Raw genomic sequence first — 15,110 nt, 5'->3', positions numbered from 1 at the left:
TTGTTTGCTTTTGAAATTTAGTGAACCATGAAGAACGAGACGCCAAGGATGATGTAGACGGCGATCAATAGCAATCCTTCGTACCAATTGGTCTCGCCGTCCTGAATAATGGATTTGGCTACGAACACGGATACGGCGATCGCGACGATCTCGATGGTTGAAAATACGATATCCATCGTACCGCTCAGACCGCCCATGAAGAAGCTGACGAAGATCAGCACCGGTGCGACGAACAGCGAAATTTGCAAGCTGCTGCCTACTGCAATCTCGACGGAAGCCCCGATTTTATTTTTCATGGCCAGCATAATTGCAGCGCTGTGCTCGGCGGCGTTGCCGACGATCGCCACGACGAACGCTCCGACGAACAGTTCGCTGAGCCCGAATTGGGTAGTAAACGTATCAAGCGTGCCGACCAACCATTCGCTGACAAAAGCAACCATGACGGTGGCGATCACGAGATAGAGGATGGAGCGGCCTTTTGACCAAGTCGGGGCATGTTCCTCCCCGGCGGCTGTGTCAGACGCAGCTGGAGGAGACATTTCGGCACTGCCGGATGTCGCTCCTGCGGCTCCGTGGACTGCAGCTGCACCTGCGTGCGAAGTTTCGACCGGATCAGCCAAATAATCTTTATGGGTAATCATCGAGAAAACGAGCCAAGCGATATAAGCCACGATCAGAATTCCGGCGACGATCAGGCTGAGCGTATCGATCTGCAAACCTTCAATGGAGTGCGTATTCAAGAATACGGCAGGGACGAATAAAGCAATGACTGCGACGATCATCAGCGATCCGTTCATTCCGGCAAGAGGAACATTGAATCGTTGCACTTTGAACTTCATTCCTCCGGCAAACAAGCTGAGACCGAGCACCAACAGCAGATTGCCGATAATCGATCCGGTCAAGCTGGCCTTCACCATATCGAACAGTCCTTCTTTGACCAACAAAATGGCGATGATGAGCTCTGCCGCATTGCCGAACGTGGCATTCAAAAATCCGCCCAGTCTCTGTCCGGCATAGTGGGCAACGCTTTCGGTAGCGCGGCCGAGAAAGCCGGCTACAAAGATGACCGAGATCGCCGAGAGTACAAACTCCAGCGTGGGATTCCAATGGAGCAGATGCCCCGCTGCGCTCAGTGCAAAAGTCAGAATGAGCAGGATGGGAGAAAGCATTTTTTTCATAAGGTCAGGCCTCCGTCGATAAAATCTCGCTTGGTATGTAAAAATCAATATAACAGGTCCATTCCAAATATACGTCACTTTTATGGCTTATGAAACGATTTACAGACAAGAAAGCGAAAAATGTCAAAAACGGCATTTGCGCTGCGAGGGGGTTAGCCCTTAAACTAGAGGTATGAAGTAAGGAGGGATGGTCATGTCCGAACAATTGCAATTGGACAATGGAAATGTACAAATCGCTAACGATGTCGTAGCTAAAATTGCGGGAATGGCTGCACTGGAAACTCCGGGAATCGCCGCGATGTCCGGAGGCTTGTCAGAAGGCTGGGCGAAGCGTCTGAGCGGTAAAAACGTGCAGAAGGGCGTGACCGTCGAAGTCGGCCAGTTGGAGACGGCGATTGACCTGCGCATCATCGTCTTGTATGAAACGCCGATTCATGAAGTCTGTCGCATGCTGCAGCAGAATGTTCGCGAAGCCGTAGAAAATATGACCGGACTGAAAGTGGTCGAAGTCAATGTCAAAGTCGAAGGCGTCGCCTTCAAGGACGACATCTCGATCGAGGAGCCTTCCCGTATCCGCTAAAACAGGCAGATCAGCGGGCGATTCGTCACATGCAGCAAAAAAAGGTTCTCCCGATGACTAGGGAGAACCTTTTTACGTGGATCGATCGGGTAGGACAAGCGATCATGCGCATTGTCCTCAACCGTCGCTTGATTATCGGGAACGGTACAAAGCCGGACGGCGTTCCGGCACGGTTACCGTTTCCGTCGACTCTTGCTTGATCGAAGAGTTTGCTTTTTTGGAATCGCGCGAGATGCTGAGCAGGATCCCCATGCTGAACAAGGTGATGAGCAGGGACGTGCCGCCGTGACTGATGAACGGAAGCGTAACGCCGGTGAGCGGAATGGTATTGGTCACGCCGCCGATGTTGATAAAGGCTTGAATACCGATCAGGCCGACGATGCCGACGCCGGTCAGCGTACCGAAGATATCCGGACAGCGAAGCGAAACCAACAATCCTCTCCACAAGAAGTACAGATATAGCAGCAGGAACGCTGCCGTTCCGATGAATCCGAATTCTTCGCCGATAATCGCAAAGATAAAGTCGTTATGCGGGTTGGACAGATACGAAAGCTTCTGAATGCTTTGTCCGTAACCTGCACCCGTCGTGCCGCCCTCGCCAACGGCAATCAGCGAATTGAGCAGGTTTTGGGTAGAGCCTTTAGGATCGGCGAACGGATCAAGATAGGCTTGGATCCGATCGACGCGATAACTGGAATTCGCACTGGCCTCGTCAGCGCTTTTCGGAGTGAGAAGTTCTTTGGCTCCGAGAAAAAGTCCGAGCATGACGGCCACGATCAACATCGAGCCCAGAATATGCTTCATGCTCGCTCCGCCCGCATAGATCACGAGAAGACAAGCCAGAACGAGAATCATGCAGGAACCAAAGTCGGGTTGAAGCATGACCAGTCCGGCAATCACCGACACAATGACGAATACGGGCATAAAGCCGGAGCGAAGATCGCGGAAACGTTCGCCTTTTTTCGAAATCAAAGCAGCCAGGTACAAAATCGTGCTGATTTTCGCCAGTTCAGTTGGTTGAAGGGTGAACGAGCCGATTCTGATCCAACTGTGCGCGCCGTTGACGGCAGGCATGAACAGTACGGCCACAAGCAGGATAAAGGTCAGGAAAAACATCGGAATAAACAGTTTTTTGAACTTTTTATAAGGAATATTCATCGTGATCAGCATCACGAAGATGCCTAGCACAGCGTACTGAAGTTGAGGTAAGGCAAAATACAAAGGATCATTTCTGAATTTACTACCAAGCAGCGTAAAACTCGAACTGGCGCTGAATACCATCAACAAACCGAATCCGGTCAAAATCAGCGTCAGAATCAATAATTGAAAATCGGGCGGAGCTTTGGGCGGCCTGGCTTTCGTTTTGACGCCTGAGCGACCTGTCTGACTGCTTTTGTTGGTTCTAATTGTGCTCATGTAAGTTCAATCCTTCGGCGGCCGCTGCGAAAAGCGCCGTTTATGTGTAAGATGATGTGAATTCCCGTCTAGTACCTTATCAACGCTAAAAGTAAGGTTATGCCCGCCGGAAACCCACTTAAAGCGTGTGGGTTTCCAGCGAACATAATCCTTTGATTAAGAGTTGATAAGGTACTAAAACTTCACCTTTCATCATAGTCGCTTTGAAACCGGGGTGCAAGACCTGCCACAACGGTGGGCGATGCTTTTGTTTTTTGCTACAATGACGAAAAGGCGCATTAAGCAAGCGGTTATCAGTGGAAGACAAGCTAAACGGAAGGGACCTGAAACAATGAATGAAACAATGGAACTCAGATTTGCGGAGATGGTAGAATGGCGCAGGCATCTGCATCAACATCCCGAATTGTCCTATAAAGAGCGCGAGACGGCGGCTTTTGTCGCGAAAAAACTGGAAAGCTTCGGTATCGAAGTTCGTACAGGCCTGGGCGGTTATGGTTTAATCGGTACGGTGCGCGGAGCGTTGCCTGGCCGAGTTATCGCGCTGCGGGCCGATATGGACGCGCTTCCGATCAAGGAAGAAAGCGGAGCGGGGTATGCCTCCCTGCGGGAAGGCGTTATGCACGCGTGCGGACATGACGGGCACACGGCCGCGTTACTTGCAGTAGCGCGTTATTTTGCGGATCGTCGGGAATCTTTGCAAGGAGAAATCCGATTGTTGTTCCAGGCTTCGGAAGAGGTCTGCCCGGGCGGTGCCAAGCCGATGATCGAAAACGGAGCGCTTGAAGGCGTCGATGCGGTGTACGGCGTTCACCTGTGGACTCCGATTCCGGTCGGTACGGTAGCTTCCGTGGCTGGGGCCATGATGGCTTCGACGGATGAGTTTTTCATTGACATAACGGGACGCGGAGGCCACGGGGGAATGCCGCACGAGACCGTCGACAGTATCGTGGCGGCATCGGCTCTGGTCATGCAGCTTCAAACGGTGGTTAGCCGATCTGTCGACCCGCTTCGGCCGGCCGTCTTGAGCATCGGAACCATCAGCGGAGGCACGGCGCAAAACATAGTAGCGGAGAAAACGCGAATTACCGGAACGGTGCGCACGTTCGACGAAAACACGCGAGCATTAATTCGTCAGCGAATCGAAGCGATCAGCAGTCATGTTGCAGAAGTTTATGGCGCATCGGCACAAGTCGAATATTTGGTCGGCTACCCTGCATTGATCAATGATCCAGAGGAGGCGGAGCGGTTTTTCCGTGTCGCACCTTCGGCTTTGCCCGGCTTTAAGGTCGAAACGGCGACTCCGCTTATGCCTGCCGAGGACTTCGCTTATTATTTGAAAGAACGTCCGGGGTGCTTCATGCTCGTGGGAGCGGGTAATTCCGAAAAGGGATTCGTTTATCCGCATCATCATCCCCGCTTTGATTTTGACGAGCAAGCGATGGCGGCCTCGGCTTCGTTACTGATTGCAATGGCGGAAGCTGCGCTTACAGATAAAAGCCAGGCTTAAAGGGAGTATTTCTGACCTCATTGTGGAAGATCTTCTGCCCTGTCCTCTTCTGTTAAAGGCTTACATCCTGCTCGGTGTTGTGCTATGATAATTGTACCTGCCCTTCCCGGGTGGGAACGGGTAGAGTTTCAGCACAGAAGCGGGATGACACAATGAGCGTATCGGAGATTGAAACAGTCGACATGGCCTGTGTGCTCATGAGCGCATATGAATTGGGCGATATGATCAACGGTTCTGTCGAAGTTGCGGATTATTTATATTGGCGCGAAAGGATGCAAGAGCATCCGGAAGTGCGGCGTCTCATGGGCAAGTTGAACGCCAAGAAAGAACTATTTGAAGAAACGCAGCGTTTCGGACATTTTCACCCGAATTTCCACGCCGCGAAAGAGGAAGTCGAGCTCGTCGAACGGGAGATGGAGGAGATCGAGGCCGTATCCCGTTTTAAGGAAGCGGAAAAGGCGCTTGACGACCTGCTCTTTGAAATGTCGGAGACGATCGCCTATTCGGTTTCTTCGAGTATCAAGGTACCGGGGAATGATCCGCTGCCCAAAAAGGGTTGCGGAAGCGGCGGTTCCTGCGGCTGCGGCTAAGCTAAGATGCCGGCCGGTTATTTACAGAAAGAAGGTGCGAGCATCATGGTTCCGGAACGTATCGGTTATATCGTGTGGGTCAACGACCTGAAAGCGGCACGTAATTTGGAGAAATACGGAACGCTTCATTACGTATCGCGCCGGATGCACTACGCCGTCGTTTATCTCAATGCCGATCGGGCGGAGGAAACGGCGAAACATATGCGCAGGCTCTCCTACGTACGCAAAATCGAAAGATCGCATCGGACTGATCTGAAGACGGATTACGGCAGCAAACTTCCGGAGGATGCTCCATTGGAGCTTCCGGATTCCGAAGCGCTGTCAGGCTGAATTTCGGATTGGCGGAGACAAGAAGAAGCGGCCCAGCTCGGGCCGCTTCTTCTGCACCGTGGGCGATTGGCAATTGGCTTTTCTTGAACAGCTTGTATAACTTAGAGGCATGATGTAATATATTGGGTATATATACATAGATATAAAGACCTATTGTATGTTAGAAAAGACCAAGTCGAGTCTCTGGAGAGTGATAAACGGTGCGGGATAAGGCGACGGAACGATGGAGCACTTACGAACCTTTTTTCATCGCTCTCGGCGACAAAAAGGTGGCAGACATCGTCATTACGAATCATGCCAAAAGCCGCTATGGCGATCGGATCGAAAGCGGACAAAAAAGTACGGAAGAGATTACGGCCTGGCTGTGGGAATGCTTGCAGAACAAGCAAATGCTTCCGTATTATCGCAAAGAAGAAGACGTTTATCTGATCGATGACGATATTGTCGTCGTAGCGGAATTCGGCGAGTTGGCAGGCCCTTACCAGGTGGAAGGCGGCCCTCTGCACAAAATGATCGTGGTGACGTTTCTTGGCAAAATGTCGGAGACCATTGAGCTGCGCGATTTGAAATCGTATTACTCTTGGCTGCGGCATTCGCGAAGAATGACGCTGATGAAAAACGGACGCAAAAAAAAGTAGCGAGCGAGACGTTGGAACACGGGCGTCGGTCATACGGGGAATACCCCGCAATCGAATAAGCAATGGCTTGCCTAACTTTGACAAGCCGGTAAGGCCAGGCATGAAAATTTCGATTTTCATGCCTTTTTTTGTGAGGAGGACGAAGGAATGGCGCTTAACTTTCACCAGCTGCATATTTTTCATACGGTTGCGGAGAAAGGGAGTTTTTCTGCGGCAGCGGCAGCGATGCATATGACGCAGCCGGCGGTTACGATGCAGGTACAAGCGTTGGAAGAGCATTTTGGGACGAAGCTGCTCAACCGGTCAACCAAAAAAATCGAGCTGACCGAGTCGGGACGCATGCTAATTCCGTTTGCCAGGCGCAGTATCGAGCTGATGCAGGAAACGGACACGGAAATGGCTCGTTTTACGCATAAGTTGGAAGGGCGTCTGCAATTCGGGGCCAGCAACACGATCGGTGAGTATGTACTGCCGCCGCTCTTGGTCCCGTTTGGCCGGCAGCATCCGGATATCGCAATCTCGCTCAAAGTGATGAATACGACGCAAATTTTAGACGAGATTGCCCGGCACACCTTGAATTTCGGGCTGGTTGAAGCTCCTGTCGCGCATCCGGATATCATTAGCGAGTCGGTGATGCAGGATGAATTGCGCTTGATCGTGCCGACCGGACATGCGCTTGCGGAGCGAACGTCAATTACGTTGGAGGAAGCATCGGCTTATCCTTTCGTGTTGCGCGAAGAAGGTTCGGGTACGCGGCAGGTGATGGAGGAAGAATGGAAAGCTAAAGGCATGGATCCGCGCGCGTTGCAAACGGTTATGGAGCTTGGCAGTACGGGAGCGGTCAAATCGGCGGTCGAGGCAGGTCTCGGCGTTACGATGCTATCGCCTTCTTCGGTGAAGCATGAGCTTGCTCTAGGACTATTGCATGCGGTTCCTGTTGCGGACGCGTCTTTTAAAAGGCAGTTCTATTCGATTCGACTAAAGTCGACGCTGCTTCCGATTGCGGCGGTCGCTTTTTTGAATTTCCTGCGCGAACGCCAAATCGGGGAAGTGTCCGAGGAAGGAGGCAAGCGAGATGAATGAAGGAAATCAAGTCTCGAAAGATACCCTGCCAGACTCTGAACGATACGACTTGCATATGCACAGTACCGCTTCAGACGGAATGAATACGCCAAAAGAGTTGGTTCGACTTGCCGCGGAACGCGGATTAAGAGGAATTGCTTTGACTGATCATGATACCGTTGCAGGTGCGCGGGAAGCCGCTGAGGAAGCGGAATTCGTTGGTTTGGAGTTTGTTCCCGGTATCGAAATCAGCACGCGGGCGGGCGAAAAAGACATCCATGTACTTGGGTATTTTGTGAATCCGGCGGATACGCTTTTTTTGGAGAGGTTAGCAGGTTTGCGCGGCATACGCGATCAGCGTAATGATCTGATTTTGGCACGATTGCGGGAGCTCGGGGTGGATATTACACTGGACGAAGTGAAAGATCGCGGCGGTCGTCCGTTAAAGCCGGGAGAAAGCGTCGGCCGTCCGCATATGGCGGATGTGTTGGTGCGAAAAGGCTATGCGGTCGATTTGCGGGACGCTTTTGATCGGTATTTGGCGGAAGGCGCAGCGGCTTATGTGACTCCTCCGCGGATCACTCCGACCGAAGCGGCGGAATGGATTCGCGAAGCGGGCGGCGTTCCGGTGTTAGCGCATCCGGGGTTGTATGAAGATGACAAGCTGGTGCGCGAAGTGATCGAAGGGGCGAACGTTGTCGGGATAGAGGTACGTCATCCGGATCATGATGCAGCGGGTGAAGAGCGGTATCGGGAGCTGGCGCGCCAGTATAAGTTGATTGCGACGGCGGGGTCTGACTATCACGGAGTACGGCAAGGCGTCGTTTTTCATGGGGAGTTGGGGGAGTACGTTGTAGAGGAGGGCGTGGTTAACGCTCTTCGCTCCGCTCGTTTTCCTACGGAAAGCCGAAGTCGCTTAGATCGTTAACCACGCCCTCTGGCACGTCCTCTTTATTAGGGGGAGGGGTTAGGCTCGCTGCCGTTGGCAGCATCGCCAGGTTGGATATGCAGAAAGGTCAGTCTCCGACTGGAGGCTGACCTTTTTGTTGTGAAGATTATCTTGTAGAATATGTTTGCATTTTTTGGGAAAATCAAAAGTGATTAGCCGTTTTTCACGCTGTTCGGCAAGGATTTGATTAAGTCTTCATCAGGCGTGACGAAGAGGGTTTTTTGATGGTCGTAGATCACAAAGCCCGGTTTGGAGCCGCTTGGTTTCCGGACATGGCGGATTTGGGTGGTGTCTACGGGAACGCTGCTGGAGTGCTTGGCTTGGCTGAAGTAGGCGGCGAGTTGGGCGGCTTCGTTCAACGTGTCTTCGCCGTATTCGCTGCTGCGGATCACGACGTGCGAGCCCGGGATGTCTTTGGTGTGCAGCCAGGTGTCGCTGGAATGGGCCAGGCGGTTGGTGATGAACTCGTTTTGCAGATTGTTTTTGCCCACGTAGATCTCGATGCCTTCCGACGAGGTGTACAGATGCAGCGTCGGTTTATCGTTCTTTTTCTTCTTTTTGGCACCGCGAGGCGCTCGGCTGCGGACATATCCTTGTTCGGCCAGCTCGGCGCGGATTTCGTCGACGTCGCGCAGGGAAGCATCGTTCAACTGCTGAAGCAGACTATCCATATACGCGATTTCTTCGTGCGTTTTTTTGATCTGCTCGTCGATGACGGCCAGGCTGTTTTTGTATTTATTGTACTTTTTAAAATAGCGCTGGGCGTTGTCTGACGGGTTCAATAGAGGATCGAGCCCGATCTTGATCGTGCGTTGTTCTTCGTCGTAGAAGTTGACCAGCTCGATCTCTTTCATCCCGCGTTCAAGTTCGTGCAGCGAAGCGAAAAGGAGTTCTCCTTGAATCCGGTACTGCTCGGCGTCTTGGGCCTCTTCGAGGTCTTTGTCCAGGTGGTCGAGCTTTTTGACGTTTTTCCCGCGCTCGTTCTGGAGAAACTTCAGCAAATCGCTGACTTTTTGCTTGACGGTGTCCCGGTCGGCTTTGTCGCCGTAATAATGCTCCATGCAGGTGCCGATGGAATCAAACGTACGCTTTTCGCCTTGGATCAGGGTTAACGGAATTGCGGAGAAAACGAGCTTCCCGCGTGCGTTAAGACCGCTGCTTGGCGCAAAACGTCCCTCACGGACATCGCTCATCAGCGCATCGAACGCAGTCCAGACGGACGCGCCTTCCGGGGCGGAATCGTTTTGCTCGTCGGCTCCGCCTGCACGGTGAAGCACTTCCTGAGCGATAAGCGGGCTGAGTCCGGTGAACGCGTCCACGATTCGGTTGACCGGAGGCTCGACGATGTTTTCGTTCCATTTTTGCTTAAATTGTTCTTCGGTCGCTTCTAAAGGATTAAGTTTGTTCTGCTGCGGAGGCTCTTGATACTTGAATCCCGGCATTACGATCCGATAACTGCTGATCGCCGGCGTAACATGATGGATGCCGTCGAGGATCGTGTCCGTCGAAGCGTCGAGCAGGATGATGTTGCTGTGACGACCCATCAGTTCGATGACGAGTTTTTTGAGCGATACGTCTCCCACTTCGTCCCGCTGTCTGATCCAGAAATGCAAAATACGTTCCATTCCGACCTGTTCGATCTTTTCGATTACGCCGCCCTCGCAGTGCTTGCGCATCAGCATGCAGAACATCGGCGCTTCGGGAGGATTCATATACGATTGCTCGGTAAACTGCACCCGCGGGTAGGTAAGGCTTGCGGAGAGCAGGAGCTTTTTGTTGCCTTCGCGCGAACGAATCTGGAAAATGATATCGTTGCCGGAAGGTTGATGAATTTTGCTAATGCGAGCTCCTTGAAGCGATCCAAGCTCGGTGACAATTGCTCGTGTAACGATTCCGTCCAATGCCATCTATAACGACCCTCTTTCTCTAATGACCAAAATGAATGCGACTCCAGCACGCGGAAAAACACAAAGTTTCACGCAGAAAATCAATAGTAATCGCGCGGGGGTTCGGGTATCTTAATTAATGTAGCTTTCGCGGAGAAGTCCATATACGGTCGGATTCCGCAAATGGACGCGGCATGATCTATATATTGAGCGAAACCGGGACGTTCGTCAACTTTTCGGATCTTGCGAATTGCCCCGTATCCCGGCTTCGAAAACGATAAGGAGTGGAAATAACATGATGGAATTTACGAAAATGCACGGACTCGGCAACGACTTTGTGATTGTATACGGAGAAAAAGAACTTCCCGCTAATGCGGCAGAACTTGCGGTGAAGGTCTGTGATCGGTTCTTCGGCGTCGGCGCGGACGGACTTGTTTATATTTTGCCGTCCGAAAAAGCGAACTTCATGATGCGCATCATGAACTCCGACGGGTCGGAAGCCGAGCAATGCGGCAATGCGATTCGCTGCGTGGCTAAATACGTATACGATCACAAAATGGCACAAGGCGAAGCGCTCACGATCGAGACGATCGGCGCAGGCGTGCAACCGCTGACGATTCATGCGGAAAACGGCGTCGCCCAAACGGTACGCGTCGATATGGGCGCTCCGATTCTCGAAGGCGCTAAAATCCCGGTTGCCGTGGACGGCGAGCAAGTGGTCGACCAACCGATCGAAGCTCTGGGCGAATCGTTCCGGTTCACCGCAGTCTCCATGGGCAATCCGCACTGCGTGATCTACGTAGACGACGCCGTAAACTTCGACCTTGCGAAGTGGGGACCCGTTCTGGAGAAGCATCCGTTATTCCCGAAAAAAGTTAACGTTGAGTTCGCGACCGTCAACAGCCGCGAACAGATCGACATGCGCGTATGGGAACGCGGCGCAGGCCCTACCTTGGCGTGCGGAACAGGCGCATGCGCAACACTGGTCTCTTCCGTCCTGAACGGCCACAGCGACCGCGAAGCCACCGTCTCGCTCAAAGGCGGCGACTTGTTCATCGAATGGAACGAATCCGACAACCACGTCTACATGACCGGCCCGGCCGCCTTCGTCTACACCGGCAGCTTGACCGCTTAAATCAAGCTGTCGGGAAAGCTGCTTTGGCGGGGGAAGCGAGAAGGCTGCGAGAGGAATTCGTTTCGGTCGCGTGTTGAAATCGGAAAAAAGAATTGAATTTTGATTGAATTTTTCCGATTTCAAAGGCGAACGCTAACGCTCCTACACTGAATTCCTCTCTCCGCCTTCTCGCTTCCAGCTACGTTGGACTTTACCGACCCCTTAAGCCGCCGCAAAGTTGCGGCTTTTTTTTATTTTTAACTAAATAAAAAAGCCGTTCTCATGGAAACGGCTCGACGTCAAAGGAAGTGTTATTCCAGCAAAGCTTTGAGCGGAGGGGGAAATTCAGTGAAAGATGCCTTTGAACCCGGAAAAATTCCACTATAATTTCAATCGACTTTTCCGGGTGAGACAGCATCTTGAACGAATTTACCCCGCAGCGTCCCAGCTTTGCCCACGAATAGGACTTCCCCGACGGAGTAAAGTCGTACTCCAATGAAAAAGGCTTTCCGCCCTCACCATTTGAGGGGGCGGAGTTTGGATTCGATATCGGCCCGGCGGTGCTCCAGGAACGAAGGCAGGCCCAGCTTTTCGCCCAGCGACTCGATCGGTTCGTCGATATCGAATCCAGGCGTGTCTGTCGACAGTTCGAAAAGAATGCCGTTCGGCTCGCGGAAATACAACGCCCGGAAGTAATCGCGGTCGACGCGCCCCGAGTTTTGCAATCCGCTTGCCGTGATCCGGTCGATCCATTTATCGTACTCTTCCTCGTTCGGAATACGGAAGGCGACGTGATGCGCGCCGCCGCGTCCCAGACGGAACTTCGGCAGATCCGGACGGGCTTCCAGGTGAACTTCGGCGCCGGAGCCGCCTTCGCCGGTCGCGAACACTTCGATTTCCGCGAAATCCCCTGCCGGAGAGGGATAAGTTCCCACTTTGCGGAAGCCCATCAATTGGGTCAGTACAAGAGCGGTCGGCTTCGCATCGGCCACGGTCAACGTGACAGGACCCAGACCGACGATCGCGTGTTCCAGAGGAATGCCTTCGGCAGTCCAAGGCTCGCCGGGCGCGACGCCGGCTTCGCCTTCGTCGGCGGCCAAAATTAACTGCGTGCCTTCGAAATCTTCGAATGCCAACGTGTTGCGTCCGGCGCGCGGAACGATCTCACCGTGCTTGATTCCGAGCGAGCCCAGACGTTCTTGCCAAAAGTGCAAAGAGGCTGTAGTCGGTACTCTCAGCGAAGTTGAAGAAATGCTGGATACGCCCGGGTAGGAAGGGCCGATTCCGGGGTAATCAAAATAAGTAACCTCGGTTCCCGGGCTTGCGACTGCATCGCCGTAGAAAAGGTGGTAGGAAGTCGTATTATCCTGGTTTACCGATTTTTTGACCAAGCGCATGCCGAGAATCCGGGTGAAGAAGTCATAGTTTTGTTCGGCTTTTCCGGTCATGAGCGATACATGGTGTTGTCCGAGTAATTGCATAACGATCATCTCCTTAGCAAAATGGGAGGAACGGGGTAAGGAAAAGAATATTTAAATGAAATAAATAGTGAGATAAATTAAGTGACTTTATTAATTTTAGTATATATCTTTGATTAAAGATAAGCAACCCCGGAACATGAATTCGCAAACACGCGCCAGCCCTCTTGTTTCGATGTGCATAATCCATTAAAATAGGGTAACGGATGTGATGACGATGTCTTTCAGTATGACCGGCTATGGTCAATCCGCCATGAATCGGGGCGGATACAAAATTCAATTTGAAGTCAAATCCGTCAATCATCGCTACTGCGAAGTCGTGCTTCGGATGCCCCGGGAATGGAACAGTTTCGAGGAAGGTCTCCGGCGGCTTGTACAGCAGCATGTCAGGCGCGGACGGATTGACGTGTACATCACCAGAGAGAGCGAATCATCGGGAAGCATGATGATGCTGAACCGTGCGGCGGCCGATTCCTATATTCGGGCGGCGCGCGAGCTGGAACAGATTTACGGCATGGATAGTCAGCTCAGCGCCGCCGAATTGCTCGCGCTTCCGGACGTTATGCTTCCTACAGAAGCTCCGGTTGCGGGACAAGAGGAGATGGACTGGGAGGTTGTGCTTCAGGAAGGTCTGGGGCATGCTTTGTCTGAACTTGTTTCGATGCGAAGCTCTGAGGGCAATCATTTGACAGCCGATTGCCGTCTCAGATTGAGCAACCTGACAGCAGCGCATGCAGAGTTGACTCGTTTGGCTCCGACCGTCGTCGATGATTATCGGACGAAGCTGAGGCAGAGATTGTCCGAATTGCAAGACGGGAGCTTCGTGGTGGACGAGTTCCGCTTAGGCATGGAAGTCGCGCTTTTCGCGGATCGTTGCAGCATCGATGAAGAATTGGCGAGACTGCGAAGTCACTTCGACCAATGCTCGGAGCTGCTGGGCAATAGCGAAGCAAAAGGGCGCAAGCTGGACTTTTTGATTCAGGAAATGAATAGAGAGGTCAATACGATTGGCTCGAAGGCGAATCATTTGGCGCTCGGAAGCCATGTCGTCGAGATGAAGGCCGAGCTTGAGAAGATGCGAGAACAGGCCGCCAATCTCGAATAACGGCCGGGCGCCTGGCCCGACTTACAGAAAGAGTACCAACTAATAGGGGGAAAACCTAGACATGGCAATCAAGCTTATCAATATCGGCTTCGGGAACATTGTATCGGCCAACCGAATCATTTCCATCGTAAGCCCGGAATCCGCACCGATTAAGCGGATTATTCAGGAGGCGCGAGATAGGCATATGCTGATCGATGCCACTTACGGCCGCAGAACGCGCGCCGTAATCATCACCGACAGCGATCACGTCATTTTGTCCGCGGTACAGCCGGAGACTGTCGCTCACCGACTGTCCACCAAAGACGACGATAACGACGAATAATGGGGAGAACTATGTCTAAAGGGTTATTGATTGTATTGTCCGGACCGTCAGGAGTCGGAAAAGGAACCGTATGCAGCGCGCTGCGCAAAAGATTGCCGGGGCTTGTCTATTCGGTATCCGCGACGACTCGTTCGCCTCGTGAAGGAGAGCAGCATGGCGTCAATTATTTTTTCAAAAGTCAGGAAGAGTTTCGTGATATGATTGCGAATGATCAATTGTTGGAGTATGCGCAGTATGTCGAGAATTTCTACGGCACGCCGCGCGACTTCGTCGAGCAAACGATCGAAGCGGGCAACGACATCATTCTGGAGATTGAAGTGCAAGGTGCGCTCAAGGTGAAGGAGACCTTCCCGGACGGCGTATTCATTTTCCTGACGCCGCCTTCGCTCAAAGAATTGAAGGATCGAATCGTTGGACGCGGCACAGAGACGGAATCGGTGATTCACAACCGCATGTCGGTAGCCGAGGAAGAGATTGCCTTGATGCGTCATTACGATTATGCTGTCGTTAACGATGAAGTCGATAAGGCTTGCATGCGGATCGAATCGATCATCGTGGCCGAACATTGTCGTATCGCCAAGTAAGTTTTCAACAAACAGATTGCCGGAGAACCGGGCTTTTCCCTTGCCTATGACGCTTACGCAGTTTACGCAAGGGACATACAGAGAGGACGATAAACATGCTGTATCCTTCCATCGACAAAATCATGACCAAAGTAGACAGTAAATATTCTTTGGTTGTAGCAGCCAGCAGACGCGCGAGACAGCTTCGCGAAGGTTCGGAATCGGAACTTCAACGCCCTAGAGCACACAAACAGGTCGGCGTAGCGCTCGAAGAAATCTACGGCGATTATATTAAGGTTGAAGCTCGCGACGAGAACGAAGTGGTCGAAGAACAAAAAGGCAAACGGAACCTGTAAGGGTTCTGTTACGCACGGCCTGACGGCACAGGCAGG

General features: G+C 52.3%; 16 protein-coding genes. 12 read left to right on the top strand and 4 right to left on the bottom strand.

Annotated elements, in window-relative coordinates; translation table 11 throughout:
- Positions 1-17: 17 nt before the first annotated feature.
- The gene (cax, locus tag SACSAC_RS20125) at positions 18-1,178 is read right to left on the bottom strand and encodes a calcium/proton exchanger (RefSeq protein ID WP_037289643.1); all 1,161 of its coding nucleotides are present in this window, start codon (positions 1,176-1,178) and stop codon (positions 18-20) included.
- Positions 1,179-1,371: 193 nt separating this feature from the next.
- On the opposite strand from cax, the gene SACSAC_RS20120 reads away from it, so the two are divergent.
- Positions 1,372-1,758 carry an Asp23/Gls24 family envelope stress response protein gene (locus SACSAC_RS20120; protein WP_037289642.1) on the top strand — a complete coding sequence of 129 codons (387 nt, stop codon included), beginning with the start codon at positions 1,372-1,374 and terminating at the stop codon, positions 1,756-1,758.
- Positions 1,759-1,890: 132 nt separating this feature from the next.
- Here SACSAC_RS20120 and ftsW read toward each other — a convergent pair whose 3' ends face one another.
- The gene (gene ftsW / locus SACSAC_RS20115; protein WP_037289639.1) at positions 1,891-3,174 is read right to left on the bottom strand and encodes a putative lipid II flippase FtsW; all 1,284 of its coding nucleotides are present in this window, start codon (positions 3,172-3,174) and stop codon (positions 1,891-1,893) included.
- A gap of 331 nt (positions 3,175-3,505) precedes the next feature.
- Here ftsW and SACSAC_RS20110 point away from each other — a divergent pair, with 331 nt between their 5' ends.
- The 6 genes from SACSAC_RS20110 (at position 3,506) to SACSAC_RS20085 (ending at position 8,229) form a co-directional block, all read left to right on the top strand.
- Positions 3,506-4,681 (top strand): M20 family metallopeptidase, encoded by a 1,176-nt coding sequence (locus SACSAC_RS20110; RefSeq protein WP_037289637.1) that lies wholly within the window; start codon positions 3,506-3,508, stop codon positions 4,679-4,681.
- Between the two features lie 152 nt (positions 4,682-4,833).
- On the top strand, positions 4,834-5,271 hold the full coding sequence (locus tag SACSAC_RS20105) for a YlbF/YmcA family competence regulator (protein ID WP_037289635.1): 438 nt from the start codon (positions 4,834-4,836) through the stop codon (positions 5,269-5,271).
- 45 nt (positions 5,272-5,316) lie between these two features.
- On the top strand, positions 5,317-5,601 hold the full coding sequence (locus SACSAC_RS20100; protein ID WP_037289633.1) for a YlbG family protein: 285 nt from the start codon (positions 5,317-5,319) through the stop codon (positions 5,599-5,601).
- A gap of 200 nt (positions 5,602-5,801) precedes the next feature.
- On the top strand, positions 5,802-6,239 hold the full coding sequence (locus tag SACSAC_RS20095; RefSeq protein ID WP_037289631.1) for a hypothetical protein: 438 nt from the start codon (positions 5,802-5,804) through the stop codon (positions 6,237-6,239).
- Positions 6,240-6,386: 147 nt separating this feature from the next.
- A complete protein-coding gene (locus SACSAC_RS20090; protein WP_037289629.1) occupies positions 6,387-7,322 on the top strand; it encodes a selenium metabolism-associated LysR family transcriptional regulator in 936 nt (311 codons plus the stop codon).
- Positions 7,315-8,229 carry a PHP domain-containing protein gene (locus tag SACSAC_RS20085; RefSeq protein ID WP_051507285.1) on the top strand — a complete coding sequence of 305 codons (915 nt, stop codon included), beginning with the start codon at positions 7,315-7,317 and terminating at the stop codon, positions 8,227-8,229. Before SACSAC_RS20090 ends, SACSAC_RS20085 begins: the two co-directional genes overlap by 8 nt.
- 173 nt (positions 8,230-8,402) lie before the next feature.
- On the opposite strand, the gene SACSAC_RS20080 is transcribed toward SACSAC_RS20085, so the two are convergent.
- Positions 8,403-10,157, bottom strand: coding sequence for an Rqc2 family fibronectin-binding protein (locus SACSAC_RS20080; RefSeq protein ID WP_037289627.1), 1,755 nt, complete (start codon positions 10,155-10,157; stop codon positions 8,403-8,405).
- Between the two features lie 277 nt (positions 10,158-10,434).
- Here SACSAC_RS20080 and dapF point away from each other — a divergent pair, with 277 nt between their 5' ends.
- Positions 10,435-11,271, top strand: a complete 837-nt coding sequence (gene dapF / locus SACSAC_RS20075; RefSeq protein WP_037293374.1) for a diaminopimelate epimerase — start codon at positions 10,435-10,437, stop codon at positions 11,269-11,271.
- A 494-nt stretch (positions 11,272-11,765) separates the two neighbouring features.
- Here dapF and SACSAC_RS20070 read toward each other — a convergent pair whose 3' ends face one another.
- Positions 11,766-12,731 (bottom strand): ring-cleaving dioxygenase, encoded by a 966-nt coding sequence (locus SACSAC_RS20070; protein ID WP_037289625.1) that lies wholly within the window; start codon positions 12,729-12,731, stop codon positions 11,766-11,768.
- Between the two features lie 214 nt (positions 12,732-12,945).
- Between SACSAC_RS20070 and SACSAC_RS20065 the strand changes: the two genes are divergently transcribed.
- From SACSAC_RS20065 to rpoZ, 4 genes are all read left to right on the top strand, one after another.
- Positions 12,946-13,833, top strand: coding sequence for a YicC/YloC family endoribonuclease (locus tag SACSAC_RS20065; protein WP_037289623.1), 888 nt, complete (start codon positions 12,946-12,948; stop codon positions 13,831-13,833).
- A 61-nt stretch (positions 13,834-13,894) separates the two neighbouring features.
- Entirely contained in the window at positions 13,895-14,155 is a 261-nt protein-coding gene (gene remA / locus SACSAC_RS20060; protein WP_005548256.1) for an extracellular matrix/biofilm regulator RemA, read from the top strand.
- 11 nt (positions 14,156-14,166) lie between these two features.
- Positions 14,167-14,739, top strand: a complete 573-nt coding sequence (gene gmk / locus SACSAC_RS20055; protein WP_037289618.1) for a guanylate kinase — start codon at positions 14,167-14,169, stop codon at positions 14,737-14,739.
- A 95-nt stretch (positions 14,740-14,834) separates the two neighbouring features.
- On the top strand, positions 14,835-15,074 hold the full coding sequence (gene rpoZ, locus SACSAC_RS20050; RefSeq protein ID WP_037289616.1) for a DNA-directed RNA polymerase subunit omega: 240 nt from the start codon (positions 14,835-14,837) through the stop codon (positions 15,072-15,074).
- Positions 15,075-15,110: the final 36 nt, after the last annotated feature.

The sequence above is a fragment of the Saccharibacillus sacchari DSM 19268 genome (genome assembly GCF_000585395.1).
In the GTDB taxonomy this organism is placed as follows: Bacteria; Bacillota; Bacilli; order Paenibacillales; family Paenibacillaceae; genus Saccharibacillus; species Saccharibacillus sacchari.
The sequence above is the reverse complement of the archived record's forward strand: the minus strand, read 5'-3'. Positions and strand labels throughout refer to the sequence as shown.

Bases quoted from the DNA above. Each gene is read 5' to 3' on its own strand.
- SACSAC_RS20100 (WP_037289633.1), top strand. From the start codon at position 5,317: ATGGTTCCGGAACGTATCGGTTATATCGTGTGGGTCAACGACCTGAAA.
- SACSAC_RS20065 (WP_037289623.1), top strand. From the start codon at position 12,946: ATGTCTTTCAGTATGACCGGCTATGGTCAATCCGCCATGAATCGGGGC.
- cax (WP_037289643.1), bottom strand. From the start codon at position 1,178: ATGAAAAAAATGCTTTCTCCCATCCTGCTCATTCTGACTTTTGCACTG.
- rpoZ (WP_037289616.1), top strand. From the start codon at position 14,835: ATGCTGTATCCTTCCATCGACAAAATCATGACCAAAGTAGACAGTAAA.
- SACSAC_RS20110 (WP_037289637.1), top strand. From the start codon at position 3,506: ATGAATGAAACAATGGAACTCAGATTTGCGGAGATGGTAGAATGGCGC.
- SACSAC_RS20090 (WP_037289629.1), top strand. From the start codon at position 6,387: ATGGCGCTTAACTTTCACCAGCTGCATATTTTTCATACGGTTGCGGAG.
- dapF (WP_037293374.1), top strand. From the start codon at position 10,435: ATGGAATTTACGAAAATGCACGGACTCGGCAACGACTTTGTGATTGTA.
- remA (WP_005548256.1), top strand. From the start codon at position 13,895: ATGGCAATCAAGCTTATCAATATCGGCTTCGGGAACATTGTATCGGCC.
- SACSAC_RS20070 (WP_037289625.1), bottom strand. From the start codon at position 12,731: ATGCAATTACTCGGACAACACCATGTATCGCTCATGACCGGAAAAGCC.
- SACSAC_RS20105 (WP_037289635.1), top strand. From the start codon at position 4,834: ATGAGCGTATCGGAGATTGAAACAGTCGACATGGCCTGTGTGCTCATG.
- SACSAC_RS20120 (WP_037289642.1), top strand. From the start codon at position 1,372: ATGTCCGAACAATTGCAATTGGACAATGGAAATGTACAAATCGCTAAC.
- SACSAC_RS20080 (WP_037289627.1), bottom strand. From the start codon at position 10,157: ATGGCATTGGACGGAATCGTTACACGAGCAATTGTCACCGAGCTTGGA.
- gmk (WP_037289618.1), top strand. From the start codon at position 14,167: ATGTCTAAAGGGTTATTGATTGTATTGTCCGGACCGTCAGGAGTCGGA.
- ftsW (WP_037289639.1), bottom strand. From the start codon at position 3,174: ATGAGCACAATTAGAACCAACAAAAGCAGTCAGACAGGTCGCTCAGGC.
- SACSAC_RS20085 (WP_051507285.1), top strand. From the start codon at position 7,315: ATGAATGAAGGAAATCAAGTCTCGAAAGATACCCTGCCAGACTCTGAA.